Raw genomic sequence first — 18,259 nt, forward strand, 5'->3', positions numbered from 1 at the left:
CAGCCCCAATGCAGGTGCCGCATAACGCTCATCGCTCATTGCACGGCGTGATGGCTGTTGGGCCGGCGTTGCCGGCCATCGCGGCTAAAGCCGCTCCTACAAGGGGTTTTCAGGCATATTTAATATTCCTTGTCAACCTGGCCGATTGCTGTTTAGAGCACTTATGTACGTAGTTGTCGCCTGAGCGCAACATCGTCATCCGCTCTGTCGTTAAAATGCCCCCTGATCGCTCGTGGTCTGCGACTTTGGTCGATGCCCGTGGCTCGCGCTGTACTCATTGGCATGCCCAGTCGCCCTGGGCTGTCGTGCATTGCCTCGTACCGATGGAGTTACTTGATGAAGAAACTTGCCCTGTTCGGCGCCTTGGCGCTGTCCATGATGTCCCTGGTAGCGCACGCCGACGAGAAACCGTTGAAGATCGGCATAGAAGCGGCTTACCCGCCGTTCGCCTTCAAGCAGCCCGATGGCAGCATCGCCGGCTTCGACTACGACATCGGCAACGCCCTGTGCGCGCAGATGAATGCCAAATGCACATGGGTCGAGCAAGAGTTCGACGGTCTGATTCCAGCGCTGAAGGTGCGCAAGATCGACGCGATCCTGTCGTCCATGTCGATCACCGACGACCGCAAGCAGTCGGTCGACTTCACCAAGCGCTACTACCTGACTCCGGCTCGCCTGGTCATGAAAGAGGGCACCACCGTCAGCGACAGCCTGGCCGAGCTCAAGGGCAAGAAGATCGGCGTGCAGCGTGGCTCGATCCACGACCGCTTCGCCAAGGAAGTGCTGGCGCCCAAAGGGGCGACCATCGTGCCCTACGGCACCCAGAACGAAATCTACCTGGACATCGGCGCCGGTCGCCTCGACGGCACCGTGGCCGACGCTACCCTGCTCGAGGACGGCTTCCTGAAAACCGACGCCGGCAAGGGCTACGCCTTCGTCGGTCCGTCCTTCACCGACGTGAAGTACTTCGGCGACGGTGTCGGTATCGCCGTACGCAAGGGTGACGACGCCAACCGCGAGCGCATCAACGCCGCCATCGACGCCATCCGCGCCAACGGCGAGTACAAGAAGATCCAGGACAAGTACTTCAACTTCGACATCTACGGTCCAGACGCCCAGTAACCAAAAAGGGCGTCGCCCGTGCAATGGTGCAAACAGCAGAAGGTCTGTGGTTTGCACCATTTTTCTTTTATAAGCCGTGAGGAATTCCAAACATGTTGAAAGGCTACGGGGCGGTCATCCTCGACGGGGCCTGGCTGACGTTGCAGCTGGCCCTGTCGTCGATGGCCCTGGCCATCGTGCTCGGCTTGATCGGCGTGGCGTTGCGCCTGTCGCCGGTGCGCTGGCTGGCCTGGCTCGGCGACCTGTACGCCACGGTGGTCCGCGGTATCCCCGACCTGGTGCTGATCCTGCTGATCTTCTATGGCGGCCAGGACATCATCAACCGGGTCGCGCCGCTGGTGGGGTATGACGACTACATCGACCTCAACCCCCTGGCCGCCGGTATCGGCACCCTGGGCTTCATTTTCGGTGCGTACCTGTCGGAAACCTTCCGCGGTGCGTTTCTCGGCATTCCCAAGGGTCAGGCCGAAGCAGGCGTGGCCTATGGCATGAGCAGCCGCCAGGTGTTCTTCCGCATCATGGTGCCGCAGATGATCCGCCTGGCGATTCCGGGCTTCACCAACAACTGGCTGGTGCTGACCAAGGCCACCGCGCTGATTTCCGTGGTCGGTCTGCAAGACATGATGTTCAAGGCCAAGCAGGCGGCCGACGCCACCCGCGAACCCTTCACCTTCTTCCTGGCGGTGGCGGCGATGTACCTGGTGCTGACCAGTGTCTCGCTGCTGGCGCTCAAGTACCTCGAACGGCGCTACTCGGTGGGCGTGAAAGTGGTGGAACTATGATCTTCAACTACTCGGTCATCTGGCAGGCGCTGCCGCTGTACCTCGACGGCCTGCTGACCACCTTGCAACTGCTGGCCATCTCGCTGTTCTTCGGCTTGCTGGCGGCGGTTCCGCTGGGTCTGATGCGCTGCTCAAAGCAGCCGGTGGTCAACTTCGTCGCCTGGCTCTACACCTACGTGATCCGCGGCACGCCGATGCTGGTGCAGCTGTTCCTGATCTACTACGGGCTGGCCCAGTTCGAAGCGGTGCGCGAAAGCCTGTTCTGGCCCTGGCTGTCGAGCGCGACCTTCTGCGCCTGCCTGGCGTTCGCCATCAACACCAGCGCCTACACCGCCGAGATCATCGCCGGCAGCCTCAAGGCCACGCCCCACGGCGAGATCGAGGCGGCCAAGGCCATGGGCATGTCGACCCTGAAGATGTACCGCCGCGTCCTCTTGCCCTCGGCGCTGCGCCGGGCGCTGCCGCAGTACAGCAACGAAGTGATCATGATGCTGCAGACCACCAGCCTGGCCTCGATCGTCACCCTGATCGACATCACCGGCGCGGCGCGCACCGTCAATGCCCAGTACTACCTGCCTTTCGAGGCCTACATCACGGCGGGGGTGTTCTACCTGTGCCTGACCTTCATTCTGGTACGCCTGTTCAAGCTGGCCGAGCGCCGCTGGCTCAGCTACCTGGCGCCGCGCAAGCACTGAACGCTCTGTGAGAACCGACAGCATGTACAAACTTCAAGTCCAAGACCTGCACAAGCGCTACGGCAGCCATGAAGTGCTCAAAGGCGTGTCGCTGGCCGCCAAGGCAGGCGATGTGATCAGCATCATCGGCTCCAGTGGTTCGGGCAAATCCACTTTCCTGCGCTGCATCAACCTGCTCGAACAACCGCATGCCGGGCAGATCCTGCTCAACGACGAGGCGCTCAAGCTGGTACCGGGCAAGGACGGCGCGCTGCGCGCCGCCGATGCCAAGCAACTGCAACGCCTGCGTTCGCGGCTGTCGATGGTGTTCCAGCACTTCAACCTGTGGGCGCACATGACCGCGCTCGAGAACGTCATCGAGGCGCCGGTGCATGTGCTTGGCGTGAACAAGAAGGAAGCGCTGGAGAAGGCCGAGTACTACCTGAACAAGGTCGGCGTTTCACACCGCAAGGACGCCTTCCCCGGACACATGTCCGGCGGCGAACAGCAGCGCGTGGCCATCGCTCGCGCCCTGGCGGTCGAGCCCGAAGTGATGCTGTTCGACGAGCCAACCTCGGCGCTCGACCCGGAACTGGTGGGCGATGTACTCAAGGTCATGCAGGGCCTGGCCCAGGAAGGCCGCACCATGGTCGTGGTGACCCACGAAATGGGCTTTGCTCGCGAGGTGTCCAACCAGCTGCTGTTCCTGCACAAGGGCCTGGTGGAGGAAACTGGCCATCCGCGCGAGGTGCTGGCCAATCCGCAGTCGGAAAGGCTCAAGCAGTTCCTCTCCGGCAGCTTGAAGTAAGGGCTACGGATTTGCACCAGAATAGGGCATCCTGCGCAGCGCCTTTGGGCTACCCTTGGCGCCTCAGACTCGACCGACTTCAGGTTTCGGACCGCACCCTATGACCACCCAGCGTATCGGTTTTCTCATCTGGCCCAGTACCCGGCCCCTGACCTTGGCCCTGGCCGAGGAGGTGTTGCAGGTTGCCCAACGGGTGCATCCAGAGGTGAGCTACGAGCTGTCGTTCGTGCAGGCCGAAGCGACGCCCGAGCAAGCCTGGCGTCTGCCCGGCGAGCCGTGGGGCGCGCGCCTGGAGGGGTGCGACAAGCTGTTCCTGCTGGCCGACGAGCCGCCCCAGGCCATCACCGCTGCGGTGTCCAGCGCGCTCAAGCAGATGGCCCGCGCAGGTTGCACACTGGGCGGGCTGTCGGCGGGGGTGTACCCGTTGGCGATGCTGGGCCTGCTCGACGGTTACCGCGCGGCGGTGCATTGGCGCTGGCAGGACGACTTCGCCGAGCGCTTCCCCAAGGCGATCGCCACCAGCCACCTGTTCGACTGGGACCGCGACCGCCTGACCGCCTGTGGCGGCATGGCCGTGATCGACCTGCTGCTGGCGATGCTGGCCCGCGACCATGGCGCGGAGCTGGCCGGCGCCGTGTCCGAGGAGCTGGTGGTCGAACGCATTCGCGAGGGCGGCGAGCGCCAGCGCATTCCGTTGCAGAACCGCCTGGGTTCCAGCCACCCCAAGCTGACCCAGGCGGTACTGTTGATGGAGGCCAATATCGAAGAGCCGCTGACCACCGACGAGATCGCCCAGCACGTGTGCGTCTCGCGCCGCCAGCTCGAGCGCATCTTCAAGCAGTACCTGAGCCGCGTGCCGAGCCAGTACTACCTCGAATTGCGCTTGAACAAGGCGCGGCAGATGCTCATGCAGACCAGCAAGTCGATCATCCAGATCGGCCTGTCGTGCGGGTTCTCGTCCGGGCCGCACTTCTCCAGCGCCTACCGCAACTTCTTCGGCGCGACCCCGCGCGAAGACCGCAACCAGCGGCGCAACAACAGCCCCTTCGAACTCAGCTCCGCGCCGGTGGAGAAAGGTCTGTAGGCGCGACCGGTTCGGCGTTGCGAATTGTCGTGATCGCCTGGGGAGCGGCTCTGATGCAGGCGATGGGCTCATGTCGGATTCGTGTTGGTTTTACCAGGCCGGCGGTGCCGGCCATCGCGGCTGAAGCCGCTCCTACAGACGCGCTTGTCGAGGCGGCTGAAGCGGTTCCCGCAGGGGTATTCGTCGAGGCGGCTGAAGCGGTTCTCAGTGGGAGCGCCTGTTGGAGCGGCTTCAGCCGCGATGGGCGGCCACGCCGCCCTATCGCAAACGCCGCTTATCCTCTGCCAGGAAAATGCCGCAGCCATCGGACCAGCGTTGCGGGCAATCGCTGCTAATCGACACGCTACGACGACCACTTCCACAAGAGCGTTCACGGAACCGCAACGGGCCGTTACACTGCGCAAATGTGACCGTTCGTGTCGCATCGCCGACAGCCCAGGCTTACCTCGGTGAGGCGCTGTAACAAGTTGTCGCCTGGCCGCAAGGCCGGCTGGCGCCCAGTCCTTACAATCCCCGAACGCTCGCCGCCCCCGGCAAGCGTTCCTCCCCAGGAGACTCCGATGTCCGTTGAGCAAGCTCCGGTGCAACGTGCCGATTTCGACCAGGTAATGGTCCCCAACTACGCGCCGGCGGCGTTCATTCCGGTGCGAGGTCTGGGTTCCCGCGTGTGGGACCAGTCCGGTCGCGAGCTGATCGACTTCGCCGGCGGCATCGCGGTCAACGCCTTGGGGCACTGCCACCCGGCGCTGGTCCAGGCCTTGACCGAGCAGGCCAACCAGCTCTGGCACGTATCCAACGTCTTCACCAACGAGCCGGCGCTGCGCCTGGCGCACAAGCTGGTCGAGGCGACCTTCGCCGACCGCGCGTTCTTCTGCAACTCCGGCGCCGAGGCCAACGAAGCGGCGTTCAAGCTGGCCCGCCGTGTGGCCCATGACCGTTTCGGCCCCGACAAGCACGAGATCATCGCCACCGTGAACAGCTTCCACGGTCGCACCCTGTTCACCGTGAGCGTCGGTGGCCAGCCCAAGTACTCCGACGGTTTCGGGCCGAAAATCACCGGCATCAGCCATGTCGCCTACAACGACCTGGACGCGCTCAAGGCGCAGATTTCCGACAAGACCTGCGCCGTGGTGATCGAACCGATCCAGGGCGAGAGCGGCGTGGTGCCGGCTGACCAAGCTTACCTGGAGGGCGCCCGTGCCCTGTGCGACCAGCACAATGCCTTGCTGGTCTTCGACGAAGTGCAGACCGGCGTCGGCCGCAGCGGCTCGCTGTACGCCTACCAGCATTTCGGCGTCACCCCCGACATCCTCACCAGCGCCAAGAGCCTGGGTGGCGGCTTCCCCATCGGCGCCATGCTCACCACCAGCGAGCTGGCCAGCCACTTCGCCCCCGGCACCCATGGCACCACCTATGGCGGCAACCCGCTCGGTTGCGCGGTGGCCTGCGCGGTGCTCGACGTGGTCAACACGCCTGAAACCCTGGCGGGCATCCGCGAGCGCCATGCGCGCTTCAAGGCGCGCCTCGAGCGGATCGGCGAGCAGTATGGCCTGTTCAGCAAGGTGCGCGGCGTGGGCCTGCTGATCGGCTGCGTGCTGAGCGAAGCCTGGGCCGGCAAGGCCAAGGACGTGCTCAACGCCGCCGAGCAGGACGGTGTGATGGTGTTGCAGGCCGGCCCCGACGTGATCCGTTTCGCCCCCAGCCTGGTGATCGAATACGCCGATATCGACGAAGGTCTGGACCGCTTCGAGCGCGCCGTAGCGCGCTTGACCCAAGCCTGACCTGCACTGCCCCGGTCGCGTCGGGCCATGCCCACGTGACCACGATCGTTCCAGCGGCTGCGTGCGCCCCCAGGGCGGCGCGGCCGTTTTTTCCGCGTGTCGCCGCCAGTGGCGCCGCGCCCTCGAAGGAGTGACCCCATGCTGGTAATGCGCCCCGCGCAGATGGCCGATCTGAACGAAGTGCAACGCATGGCCGCCGACAGCCCCATCGGCGTCACCTCGCTGCCCGACGATGCCGGCCGCCTGGGCGACAAGATCGCGGCGTCGCAGGCCTCCTTCGCGGCCGAAGTGAGCTTCAATGGCGAAGAGCGCTACTTCTTCGTCCTCGAAGACAGCAGCACCGGCCAGTTGGCCGGCTGTTCGGCCATCGTCGCCTCGGCGGGGTACTCCGAGCCGTTCTACAGCTTCCGCAACGAAACCTTCGTGCATGCCTCGCGCGAGCTGAAGATCCACAACAAGATCCACGTGCTGTCGTTGTGCCACGACCTGACCGGCAACAGCCTGCTCAGCAGCTTCTACGTGCAGCCTGAACTCAGTGGCAGCGCCTGGGCCGAACTCAATTCGCGCGGCCGCCTGCTGTTCATGGCCTCGCACCCCGAACGCTTCGCCGAATCAGTGGTGACCGAAATCGTCGGCCACAGCGACGAGCAAGGCGACTCGCCGTTCTGGGATTCGATCGGGCGCAACTTCTTCGCCATCAACTACGCCGAGGCCGAACGCCTGTGCGGGCTCAAGAGCCGCACCTTCCTCGCCGAGCTGATGCCCAACTACCCGATCTACGTACCGCTGCTGCCCGATCGTGCCCAAGAGGCCATGGGCCAGGTGCACCCGCGGGCGCAGATCACCTTCGACATCCTCATGCGCGAAGGCTTCGAGACCGAGCACTACATCGACATCTTCGACGGCGGCCCGACCTTGCATGCGCGCACCTCGGGCATCCGCTCGATCGCCCAGAGCCGAATGGCGGCGGTGGCCATCGCGCCCACCGCGCCGCCCGGTACCCGCGCCTACCTGGTCTGCAACGGCCAGTTGCAGGATTTCCGTGCGGTGGTGCTGGAGTTGGACTGGGCGCCGGGCCAGCCGGTGGCGCTGAGCCTGGAAGCCGCCGATGCCCTGGGTGTGGGCGAAGACGACAACGTGCGGCTGGTCGCCGTCTAAGCCCTGCCGTTAGATCGTCGGGTGCCGGGCGCGACCCGCACACAGTGAGTTTCGCGGCAGGCACAAGCCACCGCCCAAGGAGAAAGCATGATCGTCCGTCCCGTACGCAGCAGCGACTTACCCGCGCTGATCGACCTGGCCCGCAGCACCGGCAACATCGGCCTGACCACCTTGCCGGCTAGTGAAGAGCGCCTGGCGCAGCGGGTGACCTGGGCCGAGAAGAGCTTTCGTGGCGAGGCCGAGCGCGGCGACACCGACTACCTGTTCGTGCTGGAAAACGACGACGGCGTGGTCGTCGGCATCTCCGCCATCGCTGGCGCCGTGGGCTTGCGCCGGCCCTGGTACAACTATCGCGTGGGCCTGACGGTCAGTGCCTCGCAAGAGCTGCAGATCTACCGCGAAATCCCCACCCTGTTCCTGGCCAACGACCTCACCGGCAACGCCGAACTCTGCTCGCTGTTCCTGCGCGCCGACCAGCGCAACGGCGTCGGTGGTGGCTTGCTGTCCAAGGCGCGCTTGCTGTTCATCGCCGAATTCGCCGAGCTGTTCGGCAAGAAGGTGATCGCCGAGATGCGCGGCATGTCCGATGCGGCCGGGCGCTCGCCCTTTTGGGAAAGCCTGGGCCGGCACTTCTTCAAGATGGAGTTCAGCCAGGCCGATTACCTGACCGGGGTGGGCAACCGCGCGTTCATCGCCGAGCTGATGCCCAAATTCCCGCTGTACACCTGCTTCCTCTCGGAAGCGGCGCGCGCCGTGATCGGCCGAGTACACGAGGACACCGAGCCGGCCCTGGCGATGCTCGAACGCGAAGGCTTCACCTATCAGGGCTATGTCGACATCTTCGATGCCGGGCCTGCGGTCGAATGCGAGACCGCGCGCATCCGCGCCGTGCGCGACAGCCAGACGCTGGTGCTGGCGGTCGGTACGCCGGGCGACGACGCCACGCCCTACCTGATCCACAACCGCAAGCGCGAAGACTGCCGCATCACCGCCGCCCCGGCGCGCTTGGCGGCGGGCACCCTTGTGGTCGATCCGCCGACCGCCAAGCGCTTGCGCCTGAGCGCGGGCGACAGTGTACGTGCGGTGCCGCTGTCGGCCACGCGGGAGGTGCGCGCATGAGCACGCATTACTTCGATGGGCAGTGGCAAGCCGGGCAGGGCGCGCCGATGCAGTCGCTCGACCCGGTGACCCAGGCGGTCTTGTGGCAGGGCCAAGCGGCCACGGCCGGGCAGGTCGAGGCCGCTGTGCAGTCCGCGCGGCGTGCCTTCGCCGGGTGGGCCGGGCAGGGGCTGGCAGCGCGCATCCAGGTGCTGGAAGCCTTCGCCGCGCAGCTCAAGGCCAATGCCGACGCCTTGGCGCATTGCATTGGCGAGGAAACCGGCAAACCCTTGTGGGAAGCGGCTACCGAGGTCACCAGCATGATCAACAAGGTCGCCATCTCGCTGCAGAGCTATCAGGAACGCACCGGAGAGAAGAGCGGCCCCCTGGGCGGCGCGACCGCCGCCTTGCGGCACAAGCCCCATGGCGTGCTGGCGGTGTTCGGGCCGTACAACTTCCCCGGCCACTTGCCCAATGGGCATATCGTGCCGGCGCTGCTGGCCGGCAACTGCGTGGTGTTCAAGCCCAGTGAACAGACGCCCAAGGTGGCCGAGCTGACGCTGCGCTGCTGGATCGCCGCCGGCTTGCCCGCTGGCGTGCTCAACCTGCTGCAAGGCGCGCGCGACACGGGCGTGGCCCTGGCGGCCAACGAAGGCATCGACGGTTTGCTGTTCACCGGCTCCAGCGGCACCGGGGCGGCGTTGCACCAGCAGTTCGCCGGTCGGCCGGAGAAGATCCTGGCGCTGGAAATGGGTGGCAACAATCCGCTGGTGGTGGAGGAAGTGGCCGATATCGATGCGGCGGTCTATGCCATCGTGCAGTCGGCGTTCCTGTCGGCCGGCCAGCGCTGCACCTGCGCGCGGCGTTTGTTGGTGCCGCGCGGCGCGTGGGGCGATGGCCTGCTGGTGCGCCTGGTGGAGGTCAGCCACGCGCTGCGGGTCGATCGTTTCGACGCGCAGCCCGCGCCCTTCATGGGCGCAGTGATTTCCTTGGCCGCAGCCGAAGCGCTGCTGGCGGCGCAGGCGCAGCTGCTGGCCAGCGGTGGCGTATGCCTGCTCGGCATGACCCAACCGCAGCCGGGCGCCGCCTTGCTTACGCCGGGCATCGTCGATGTCACGGCCTTGCCCGCCGCGCCCGATCAGGAGCTGTTCGGGCCTCTGTTGCAGGTGATCCGCTACGACGATTTCGAACAGGCCATGGCCCAGGCCAACGCCACCCGCTACGGTCTGGCCGCAGGCCTGCTGTCCGATTCCCAAGCGCGCTACGAGCAGTTCTGGCTGCACAGCCGCGCCGGCATCGTCAACTGGAACAAGCCGCTGACCGGTGCCGCCAGCAGCGCGCCGTTCGGTGGGGTGGGCGCCAGTGGCAACCACCGCGCCAGCGCCTACTACGCGGCCGATTACTGCGCCTACCCGGTGGCCTCCCTGGAGACCGCCAGCCTGGCCCTGCCGAGCACCCTGACGCCGGGCGTCAGCCTATGAGCCATCGACCTGGAGCCCTGTCATGAATGCGTTCGAAGTCAATTTCGACGGCTTGGTCGGCCCCACCCACAACTACGGCGGGCTGTCGTACGGCAACGTCGCTTCGCAAAGCAACGGCCAGCAGGGTTCGAACCCACGCGAAGCGGCACGTCAGGGCCTGGCGAAGATGAAGGCCTTGGCCGACCTGGGTTTCAAGCAGGGCGTGCTGGCGCCGCAGGAACGGCCGGACGTGGCCGGCCTGCGCCGCCTGGGCTTCACCGGCAGCGACGCCGAGGTCATTCTTCAGGCCGCCCGTGAGGCCATGCCGTTGTTGGTCGCCAGTTGCTCGGCCTCGAGCATGTGGGTGGCCAATGCCGCGACCGTCAGCCCCAGCGCCGATACCGCCGACGGCCGCGTGCACTTCACCGCCGCCAACCTCAATTGCAAATACCACCGCAGCATCGAGCACCCCACCACCAGCCGGGTGTTGCAGGCCATGTTCGACGACCCCCGTCATTTCGCCCACCACCCGGCACTGCCGGCGGTGATGCAGTTCGGCGACGAAGGCGCGGCCAACCACACACGGTTGTGCCGCGACCATGGCGCGGCCGGGGTGGAGTTCTTCGTCTATGGCCGCAGCGCCTTCGACAACCGTTTGCCGGCGCCGACCAAGTTCCCGGCGCGGCAGACCCTCGAAGCCTCCCAGGCCGTGGCCCGTCTGCACGGCCTGGGTGCCGATGGCGTGGTCTTCGCGCAGCAGAACCCGACGGTGATCGACCAGGGCGTGTTCCATAACGATGTGATCGCGGTGGGCAACGGCGAGGTGCTGTTCCACCACCAGGACGCTTTCTTGGACAGCGATGCCGTGCTGGACGAACTGCGCAGCAAGCTCGCCGCCAGGGGCGGGTGCTTGCAGGCCATCGGCGTGCCGCGCGCGCAGGTGTCGGTCGAGGACGCGGTGCGTTCCTACCTGTTCAACAGCCAGTTGCTCAGCCGCGCCGACGGTTCGATGCTGCTGGTGGTGCCCGAGGAGTGCCGCAACCATCCGCGCGTGTGGCATTACCTGCAGGAGCTGACCACCCGAGGCGAGCCGGTGCGCGAGGTCAAGGCCTTCGACCTCAAGCAGAGCATGCAGAACGGCGGTGGCCCGGCCTGTCTACGGCTGCGCGTGGCACTGAACGCGACCGAACTGGCGGCGGTGAACCCAGGAGTGCTGCTCGACGACGCGCTGCATGCCACGTTGTTGCAATGGGTCGAGCGGCATTATCGTGATCGCCTGACCGACGCGGACCTGGCCGACCCGCAACTGCTCGACGAGTCGCGCATCGCTCTCGACGAGCTGACCCGGATTCTAAAGTTGGGCGCGGTCTATCCGTTCCAACGCCAACCCTGAAAGAGAGAACCTGTAATGTCCGAAGCCTTGAGCCTGTTGCTGGAAGATGACGACGGTACCCAACTGCAAACCTCCTGCACCCGCTTTGCCGTGCTCTGGCAAGGCAAGGAAGTGTGGATCCAGCAGGATGGCCGCGGCCAGTTGCTGATCGGCGTCGACGTCGCCGAGGGCGACAGCGAATACGCCAACCTGTTGCTGCGCCCGATGGCCACCAACCTGGTGAGCCTGCAACTGGAAATGGAAGCCGCCGAACTCGACGACGAAGACGACCACGTGCACGGCCCCGACTGCGGCCACCACCACTAAAAGGACGCGCGCCATGCTCTCGCTCGGTAGATTGCTTGAACTGACCTTGGTCGGGCGTGAACCGGCCGACAAGACCCAAGTGACCGTCGAGGGCGTGCGCCTGCGTTGGCTCGGCGAGGGCGCGCTCGAAGTGCGTCCTCCCGAGGCCCTGGACAATGGTCTGGACCTGCTGCTGTCGGCAGGCATCCATGGCAACGAAACGGCCCCCATCGAACTGCTCGACGCGCTGATCGCCGCCATCGCCGGCGGCATCCTCAAGCCGCGCGCAAGGGTGCTGTTCCTGTTCGGCAATCCCCCGGCGATCCGTCGCGGCGAGCGCTATCTGGAACAGGACATCAACCGTCTGTTCAACGGTCGGCATGCCGCCGCCAGCGGGGCCGAGGCCCTGCGCGCGGCAGAGCTGGAGCAGTTCGCCCGGGTGTTCTTCAGCCTGCCGGGGCGGACCCGTCTGCATTACGACCTGCACACGGCCATTCGCGGCTCGAAGATCGAGCAGTTCGCCTTGTACCCCTTCAAGGCGGGGCGCCGGCATTCGCGCCGCGAGCTGGCCCGGCTGGAGGCCGCCGGGGTCGAGGCGGTGCTGTTGCAGCGCAAGCCGTCGACCACCTTCAGTGCCTTCACCTACGAGCAGCTCGAGGCCGAGGCCTTCACCCTGGAACTGGGCAAGGCCAGGCCTTTCGGGCACAACGGCCAGGTCAACCTCGATCGCCTGCGCCAGCGGCTGTGGCAGCTTGTCGAAGGCTGCGAACCCTCTCTGGACACTGCTCTGCAAGGCTTGCAGCTGTTCGGCGTGGCCCGTGAGATCATCAAGCACAGCGAGCATTTCCGCCTGCACCTGCCCGACGACATCGAGAACTTCGCCGAGCTGGCGCCCGGCTATCTGCTGGCCGAAGACCTGGCGCAGACGCGCTGGGTGGTGGAGGAGCAGGGCGCGCGCATCATCTTCCCCAACCCCCATGTGAAGAACGGCCTGCGCGCCGGTTTGCTGATCGTGCCGGAGGCGGGGGAGGGGCTCGAATAGGGCGCCATCGCGCGGCAACGGCTGCCGTGTGCGGCGAAGCGGGCTGTCGCAACGGCTGAATGAAAACCTTTTAACGGGCTTGCCGTCCTCTTTTCCCACAAGCTGCGTCGTCAATGGGCTTGCCAGTGGCGAGAAGCTGCATTTAGCATCCGGGCCAGTCGTTTTTGTCCGCATCCACTTCAAAAGCCGTGTCTGCGACGCTTGCTAACGCACAAAACACACTGCACCGAGCTTGCAGGACCGATATAATGCGGCCCTTTGCCGTCGTTTCGTCGACGCGTTTGCCCCCAAGCGGGCCGCCGTTTCCGTGGAAGAACCTATGAAAAGCGCAGAAATCCGTGAAGCCTTCCTTCGCTTCTTCGAAGAGCAGGGCCACACCCGAGTTGCCTCCAGCTCGTTGATCCCGGGCAATGACCCCACCTTGCTGTTCACCAACGCCGGTATGAACCAGTTCAAGGATTGCTTCCTCGGCCAGGAAAAGCGCGCCTATACCCGTGCTACCAGCAGCCAGAAATGCGTACGTGCCGGCGGCAAGCACAATGACCTGGAGAACGTCGGCTACACCGCGCGTCACCATACCTTCTTCGAGATGCTCGGCAACTTCAGCTTCGGTGACTACTTCAAGCGCGACGCCATCACCTTCGCCTGGACCTTCCTGACTTCGCCGCAGTGGCTGAACCTGCCCAAGGAAAAGCTCTGGGTCACCGTCTATGCCACCGACGACGAAGCCTACGACATCTGGACCCAGGAAGTCGGCGTGCCGGCCGAGCGCATGGTACGCATCGGCGACAACAAAGGCGCGCCTTACGCTTCCGACAACTTCTGGACCATGGGCGACACCGGCCCATGCGGTCCGTGCACCGAGATCTTCTACGACCACGGCGCCGACATCTGGGGCGGCCCACCCGGCTCCCCGGAAGAAGACGGCGACCGCTACATCGAGATCTGGAACAACGTCTTCATGCAGTTCAACCGCACCGCCGACGGCGTGCTGCATCCGTTGCCGGCACCGTCGGTGGACACCGGCATGGGCCTGGAACGGATCAGCGCCGTGCTGCAGCACGTGCACTCGAACTACGAGATCGACCTGTTCCAGAGCCTGCTCGACGCCTCCGCCAAGGCCATCGGCTGCAGCAACGAGGCCCAGGCCTCGCTCAAGGTGGTGGCCGACCACATTCGTTCCTGCGGCTTCCTCATCGCCGACGGCGTGCTGCCGTCCAACGAAGGCCGCGGCTACGTGCTGCGCCGCATCGTGCGTCGCGCCTGCCGCCACGGCAACAAGCTGGGCGCCAAGGGCAGCTTCTTCTACCAGATCGTCGCGGCCCTGGTGGCCGAGATGGGCGAGGCCTTCCCCGAACTGAAGAGCCAACAGGCGCACATCGAGCGCGTGCTCAAGGCCGAAGAGGAGCAGTTCGCCAAGACCCTGGAGCAGGGCTTGCGCATCCTCGAACAGGACCTGGCGCAGCTCGACGGCAACGTCGTGCCGGGCGACGTGGTGTTCAAGCTGTACGACACCTACGGCTTCCCCATGGACCTGACCGCCGACATCGCCCGTGAGCGCGAGCTGACCATCGACGAAGCCGGCTTCGAGCGCGAAATGAACGCCCAGCGCGAGCGCGCCCGTTCGGCCAGCGCCTTCGGCATGGACTACAACAGCCTGGTCAAGGTCGACACCGCCACCGAATTCCTCGGTTACGCCGCCACCGAAGGCGAGGCCAAGGTCGTGGCCCTGTACCGCGACGGCGTTGCGGTCGAGCACCTGGCCGAAGGGCATGAGGGTGTGGTCATCCTCGACCGCACGCCGTTCTATGGCGAGTCTGGCGGGCAGATCGGCGACGTCGGCGTGATCAAAGTCGACGGGGCGCGTTTCGAAGTGCAAGACACCACCAAGACCGGCGGCGCCTTCCTGCACCACGGCGTGATGGCCAGCGGCGCGCTGGAGCGCGGCGCCCAGGTCCAGGCGCGGGTCGAGGCCCAGGTGCAACAGGCCACCTCGCTGAACCACTCGGCCACCCACCTGCTGCACGAAGCGTTGCGCCAGGTGCTGGGCGAGCACGTGCAGCAGAAGGGCTCGCTGGTCGACAGCCAGCGCCTGCGTTTCGACTTCAGCCACTTCGAGGCGGTCAAGCCGGAGCAGATCAAGGCGCTGGAGGACATCGTCAACCGCGAGATCCGCCGCAACACCGAGATCCTCACCGAAGAGACCGACATCGAGACCGCCAAGCGCAAAGGCGCCATGGCGCTGTTCGGCGAGAAGTACGGCGAGACCGTGCGCGTGCTGAGCATGGGCGGCGATTTCTCGGTAGAGCTGTGCGGCGGCATCCATGCCAAGCGCACCGGCGACATCAGCCTGTTCAAGATCGTCAGCGAAGGCGGCGTGGCCTCCGGCGTGCGCCGCATCGAAGCGGTCACCGGCGCTGCGGCCCTGGCCTACCTGAACGCTGCCGAAGAGCAGGTCAAGGAAGTGGCCCAGCTGGTCAAGGGCAACCGCGACAACCTCATCGACAAGCTGGCGGCGGTGCTCGAGCGCAACCGTCAGCTGGAAAAACAACTGGAGCAGTTGCAGGCCAAGGCCGCCAGCGCCGCAGGGGACGATCTCTCCAGCGCGGCCGTTGAGGTCAAAGGCGCCAAGGTGCTCGCCGCCCGCCTGGATGGGCAGGATGGCAAGGCACTGCTGGCGCTGGTCGACCAGTTGAAGAACAAGCTCGGCCACGCAGTGATCCTGCTGGGCAGCGAGCATGAAGGCCGGGTCGTGCTGGTAGCCGGCGTGACCAAGGACCTCTCCAGCCAACTCAAGGCTGGCGACCTGATGAAGCAAGCCGCCGCGGCGGTAGGCGGCAAAGGCGGCGGTCGTCCGGACATGGCTCAGGGTGGCGGCATCGATGTCGCTGCCCTGGACAAGGCCCTGGCCCTGGCCGTGCCGTTCGCCGAGCAGGGACTTTGAGATGCCGCGGGCGGTGAATCGCTGAGCCCGGTCTGCCTGCCCGTCGAGGGAGGCGGGTCGGGCGGCGCTCCGCTCGCCGGCAGGATGGATTGTTTACTGGGGCCCCTCGGGGGCCGAGGCACCTTTGAAATGGCGTTGATCGTACAGAAATTTGGCGGCACCTCTGTCGGTTCCATCGAGCGGATCCAGCAGGTCGCCGACAAGGTCAAGAAATTCCGCGAGGCGGGCGATGATCTGGTGGTCGTGCTGTCGGCCATGAGCGGCGAAACCAACCGCCTGATCGAGCTGGCCAAGCAAATCAGCGACAAGCCCGATCCGCGCGAGCTGGACGTGATCGTGTCCACCGGCGAGCAGGTCACCATCGCTCTTTTGGTGATGGCCTTGCTCGAACGTGGCGTGCCGGCGGTGTCGTACACCGGCAATCAGGTGCGCATCCTTACCGATAGCGCGCACAACAAGGCGCGCATCCTGCAGATCGACGACCAGAAGATCCGCACCGACCTGCAAGCCGGTCGTGTCGTCGTGGTCGCCGGTTTCCAGGGCGTGGACGAGCACGGCAACATCACCACCCTCGGCCGCGGCGGCTCGGACACCACGGGCGTGGCCCTGGCGGCGGCGCTCAAAGCCGAGGAGTGCCAGATCTACACCGATGTGGATGGCGTCTACACCACCGATCCGCGCGTGGTGCCGCAAGCCCAGCGCCTGGAAAAGATCACCTTCGAGGAGATGCTGGAAATGGCCAGCCTCGGCTCCAAGGTGCTGCAGATCCGTTCGGTGGAGTTCGCCGGCAAGTACAACGTCCCGCTGCGCGTGCTGCACAGCTTCAAGGAGGGTCCGGGCACCCTCATCACCATTGACGAAGAGGAATCCATGGAACAGCCGATCATTTCCGGTATCGCGTTCAACCGCGATGAGGCCAAGCTGACCATTCGCGGCGTTCCGGACACCCCGGGCGTGGCGTTCAAGATCCTCGGCCCGATCAGCGCTTCGAACATCGAAGTGGACATGATCGTGCAGAATGTGGCGCACGATAACACCACCGATTTCACCTTCACCGTGCACCGCAACGAGTACGATCAGGCGCTGTCTGTGCTGCAGAACACGGCCCGCGAGATCGGTGCGCGCGAAGTCATCGGTGACATCAAGATCGCCAAGGTGTCCATCGTAGGTGTCGGCATGCGTTCCCACGCGGGCGTTGCCAGCCGTATGTTCGAAGCGCTGGCCAAGGAGAGCATCAACATCCAGATGATCTCCACCTCCGAGATCAAGGTTTCGGTGGTGCTGGAAGAGAAGTACCTGGAGCTGGCCGTGCGTGCGTTGCACACCGCGTTCGAGCTCGACGCGCCCGCGCGTCAGGGCGAGTAACACGCTGCAGGGAAGGGCGCGGCTTGCCGCGCCCTTTCGCGTTTCTGGCAATCGCGCACGCTCCTGTCCTTGCGAGCGCGGTCGCAAGGCTCTTCATGCAGAGCCTGGGGGCCATGGCCCCACCACTAGACTGTTATCCCTGATGAATTGTTTGAGGAGTAAATTATGTTGATTCTGACTCGTCGGTGCGCCGAGAGCCTGATCATTGGCGATGGTGAAATCACCGTCACGGTCCTGGGCGTCAAAGGCAATCAGGTGCGCATTGGTGTCAGCGCCCCTAAGGAAGTGGCCGTTCACCGCGAAGAAATCTACCTGCGGATCAAGAAAGAGAAGGACGACGAACCAAGCCTTTAATTTTTATCGAGTTTTTTTCAAAAAAAGGTTTGCAAACGGGGAGGGGTCTGGTTAATATACGCCCCGTGTTGCGGTGAGGTGGCCGAGTGGCCGAAGGCGCTCCCCTGCTAAGGGAGTATACCTCACAAGGGTATCGGGGGTTCGAATCCCCCCCTCACCGCCATTATTTCGCGATGTAGGTTGTTATCGCTCAAGTGGTTAAGTCGTTGAAATCTAACGAAAAATAACTTGGCAAACGTTTTAATCGACCTATAATGCGCTGCAAAACACGGACCCATAGCTCAGCTGGATAGAGTACTCGGCTACGAACCGAGCGGTCAGAGGTTCGAATCCTCTTGGGTCCGCCACTTTTGAAGTGGCTTTGTACATCAAGGCAGCTTCATCAGCCAGTGGTAATCTGGTCTAAAACTACCGTCACGGACCCATAGCTCAGCTGGATAGAGTACTCGGCTACGAACCGAGCGGTCAGAGGTTCGAATCCTCTTGGGTCCGCCACTTTTGAAGTGGCTTTGCATATCAAGGCAGCTTCATCAGCCAGTGGTAACCTGGCCTAAAACTACCATCCCGGACCCATAGCTCAGCTGGATAGAGTACTCGGCTACGAACCGAGCGGTCAGAGGTTCGAATCCTCTTGGGTCCGCCATATCAGGAAAGCCCGCTTTTAAAGCGGGCTTTTTGCTGTCTGCGATTCGCGAAACTCTCTAAATCAATTGCTCGTCCGTTCCTGCTCGAGACCGGCCAAGCCCAGCATCCTGCGGTCGCACGTAACCCTGCGCCCGTTGTCATAGACACATCGCGGCAACGTTCACCCTTGACAAAAATTTAAGCGAACCAATCGCTTGGGCAGTGTATGATTGCGCCCGTCAGCCCCGCCGGGGCTTGTGGAATGCCACCATGGACTTACCCAGT

Annotated in this window: 15 protein-coding genes and 4 tRNA genes; all 19 read left to right on the forward strand. The window is 64.6% G+C overall.

The genetic code is table 11. From position 1 onward, the window contains the following. The first annotated feature begins 336 nt into the window (after nucleotides 1-336). A complete protein-coding gene (locus ACSMEV_RS10210) occupies nucleotides 337-1,122 on the forward strand; it encodes an ABC transporter substrate-binding protein (RefSeq protein WP_459205083.1) in 786 nt (261 codons plus the stop codon). Nucleotides 1,123-1,214: 92 nt separating this feature from the next. After that, nucleotides 1,215-1,904, forward strand: coding sequence for an ABC transporter permease (locus ACSMEV_RS10215; RefSeq protein WP_296264428.1), 690 nt, complete (start codon nucleotides 1,215-1,217; stop codon nucleotides 1,902-1,904). Continuing rightward, the gene (locus tag ACSMEV_RS10220; protein WP_459205084.1) at nucleotides 1,901-2,599 is read left to right on the forward strand and encodes an ABC transporter permease; all 699 of its coding nucleotides are present in this window, start codon (nucleotides 1,901-1,903) and stop codon (nucleotides 2,597-2,599) included. Before ACSMEV_RS10215 ends, ACSMEV_RS10220 begins: the two co-directional genes overlap by 4 nt. Before the next feature lie 22 nt (nucleotides 2,600-2,621). Continuing rightward, nucleotides 2,622-3,386, forward strand: a complete 765-nt coding sequence (locus ACSMEV_RS10225; RefSeq protein ID WP_313741699.1) for an ABC transporter ATP-binding protein — start codon at nucleotides 2,622-2,624, stop codon at nucleotides 3,384-3,386. A 100-nt stretch (nucleotides 3,387-3,486) separates the two neighbouring features. Then, complete coding sequence (locus ACSMEV_RS10230) at nucleotides 3,487-4,470, forward strand: GlxA family transcriptional regulator (protein WP_459205085.1); 984 nt, start codon at nucleotides 3,487-3,489, stop codon at nucleotides 4,468-4,470. A gap of 560 nt (nucleotides 4,471-5,030) precedes the next feature. Further along, on the forward strand, nucleotides 5,031-6,251 hold the full coding sequence (locus ACSMEV_RS10235; protein ID WP_459205086.1) for an aspartate aminotransferase family protein: 1,221 nt from the start codon (nucleotides 5,031-5,033) through the stop codon (nucleotides 6,249-6,251). Nucleotides 6,252-6,389: 138 nt separating this feature from the next. Then, the gene (gene aruF, locus ACSMEV_RS10240) at nucleotides 6,390-7,409 is read left to right on the forward strand and encodes an arginine/ornithine succinyltransferase subunit alpha (RefSeq protein ID WP_459205087.1); all 1,020 of its coding nucleotides are present in this window, start codon (nucleotides 6,390-6,392) and stop codon (nucleotides 7,407-7,409) included. A gap of 87 nt (nucleotides 7,410-7,496) precedes the next feature. After that, nucleotides 7,497-8,528 (forward strand): arginine N-succinyltransferase, encoded by a 1,032-nt coding sequence (gene astA / locus ACSMEV_RS10245; protein WP_459205088.1) that lies wholly within the window; start codon nucleotides 7,497-7,499, stop codon nucleotides 8,526-8,528. Further along, on the forward strand, nucleotides 8,525-9,988 hold the full coding sequence (gene astD, locus ACSMEV_RS10250; protein ID WP_459205089.1) for a succinylglutamate-semialdehyde dehydrogenase: 1,464 nt from the start codon (nucleotides 8,525-8,527) through the stop codon (nucleotides 9,986-9,988). Before astA ends, astD begins: the two co-directional genes overlap by 4 nt. Before the next feature lie 22 nt (nucleotides 9,989-10,010). Continuing rightward, entirely contained in the window at nucleotides 10,011-11,360 is a 1,350-nt protein-coding gene (astB, locus tag ACSMEV_RS10255) for an N-succinylarginine dihydrolase (RefSeq protein WP_459205090.1), read from the forward strand. A 15-nt stretch (nucleotides 11,361-11,375) separates the two neighbouring features. Then, nucleotides 11,376-11,666 (forward strand): topoisomerase II, encoded by a 291-nt coding sequence (locus tag ACSMEV_RS10260; protein WP_459205091.1) that lies wholly within the window; start codon nucleotides 11,376-11,378, stop codon nucleotides 11,664-11,666. Between the two features lie 13 nt (nucleotides 11,667-11,679). Next, a complete protein-coding gene (gene astE, locus ACSMEV_RS10265) occupies nucleotides 11,680-12,687 on the forward strand; it encodes a succinylglutamate desuccinylase (protein ID WP_459205092.1) in 1,008 nt (335 codons plus the stop codon). A 319-nt stretch (nucleotides 12,688-13,006) separates the two neighbouring features. Beyond that, entirely contained in the window at nucleotides 13,007-15,631 is a 2,625-nt protein-coding gene (gene alaS, locus ACSMEV_RS10270; protein ID WP_459205093.1) for an alanine--tRNA ligase, read from the forward strand. Nucleotides 15,632-15,760: 129 nt separating this feature from the next. Beyond that, a complete protein-coding gene (locus ACSMEV_RS10275) occupies nucleotides 15,761-16,996 on the forward strand; it encodes an aspartate kinase (protein ID WP_459205094.1) in 1,236 nt (411 codons plus the stop codon). A gap of 165 nt (nucleotides 16,997-17,161) precedes the next feature. Continuing rightward, nucleotides 17,162-17,350 carry a carbon storage regulator CsrA gene (gene csrA / locus ACSMEV_RS10280; RefSeq protein WP_028694590.1) on the forward strand — a complete coding sequence of 63 codons (189 nt, stop codon included), beginning with the start codon at nucleotides 17,162-17,164 and terminating at the stop codon, nucleotides 17,348-17,350. A 72-nt stretch (nucleotides 17,351-17,422) separates the two neighbouring features. Further along, nucleotides 17,423-17,513 (forward strand) — tRNA-Ser (locus ACSMEV_RS10285). A gap of 107 nt (nucleotides 17,514-17,620) precedes the next feature. Continuing rightward, nucleotides 17,621-17,697: transfer RNA gene (locus ACSMEV_RS10290), tRNA-Arg, on the forward strand. A gap of 71 nt (nucleotides 17,698-17,768) precedes the next feature. Then, nucleotides 17,769-17,845 (forward strand) — tRNA-Arg (locus tag ACSMEV_RS10295). A gap of 71 nt (nucleotides 17,846-17,916) precedes the next feature. Continuing rightward, nucleotides 17,917-17,993, forward strand: a tRNA-Arg gene (locus ACSMEV_RS10300). Nucleotides 17,994-18,259 lie beyond the last annotated feature (266 nt).

Source organism: Pseudomonas sp. MLB6B, assembly GCF_054508135.1.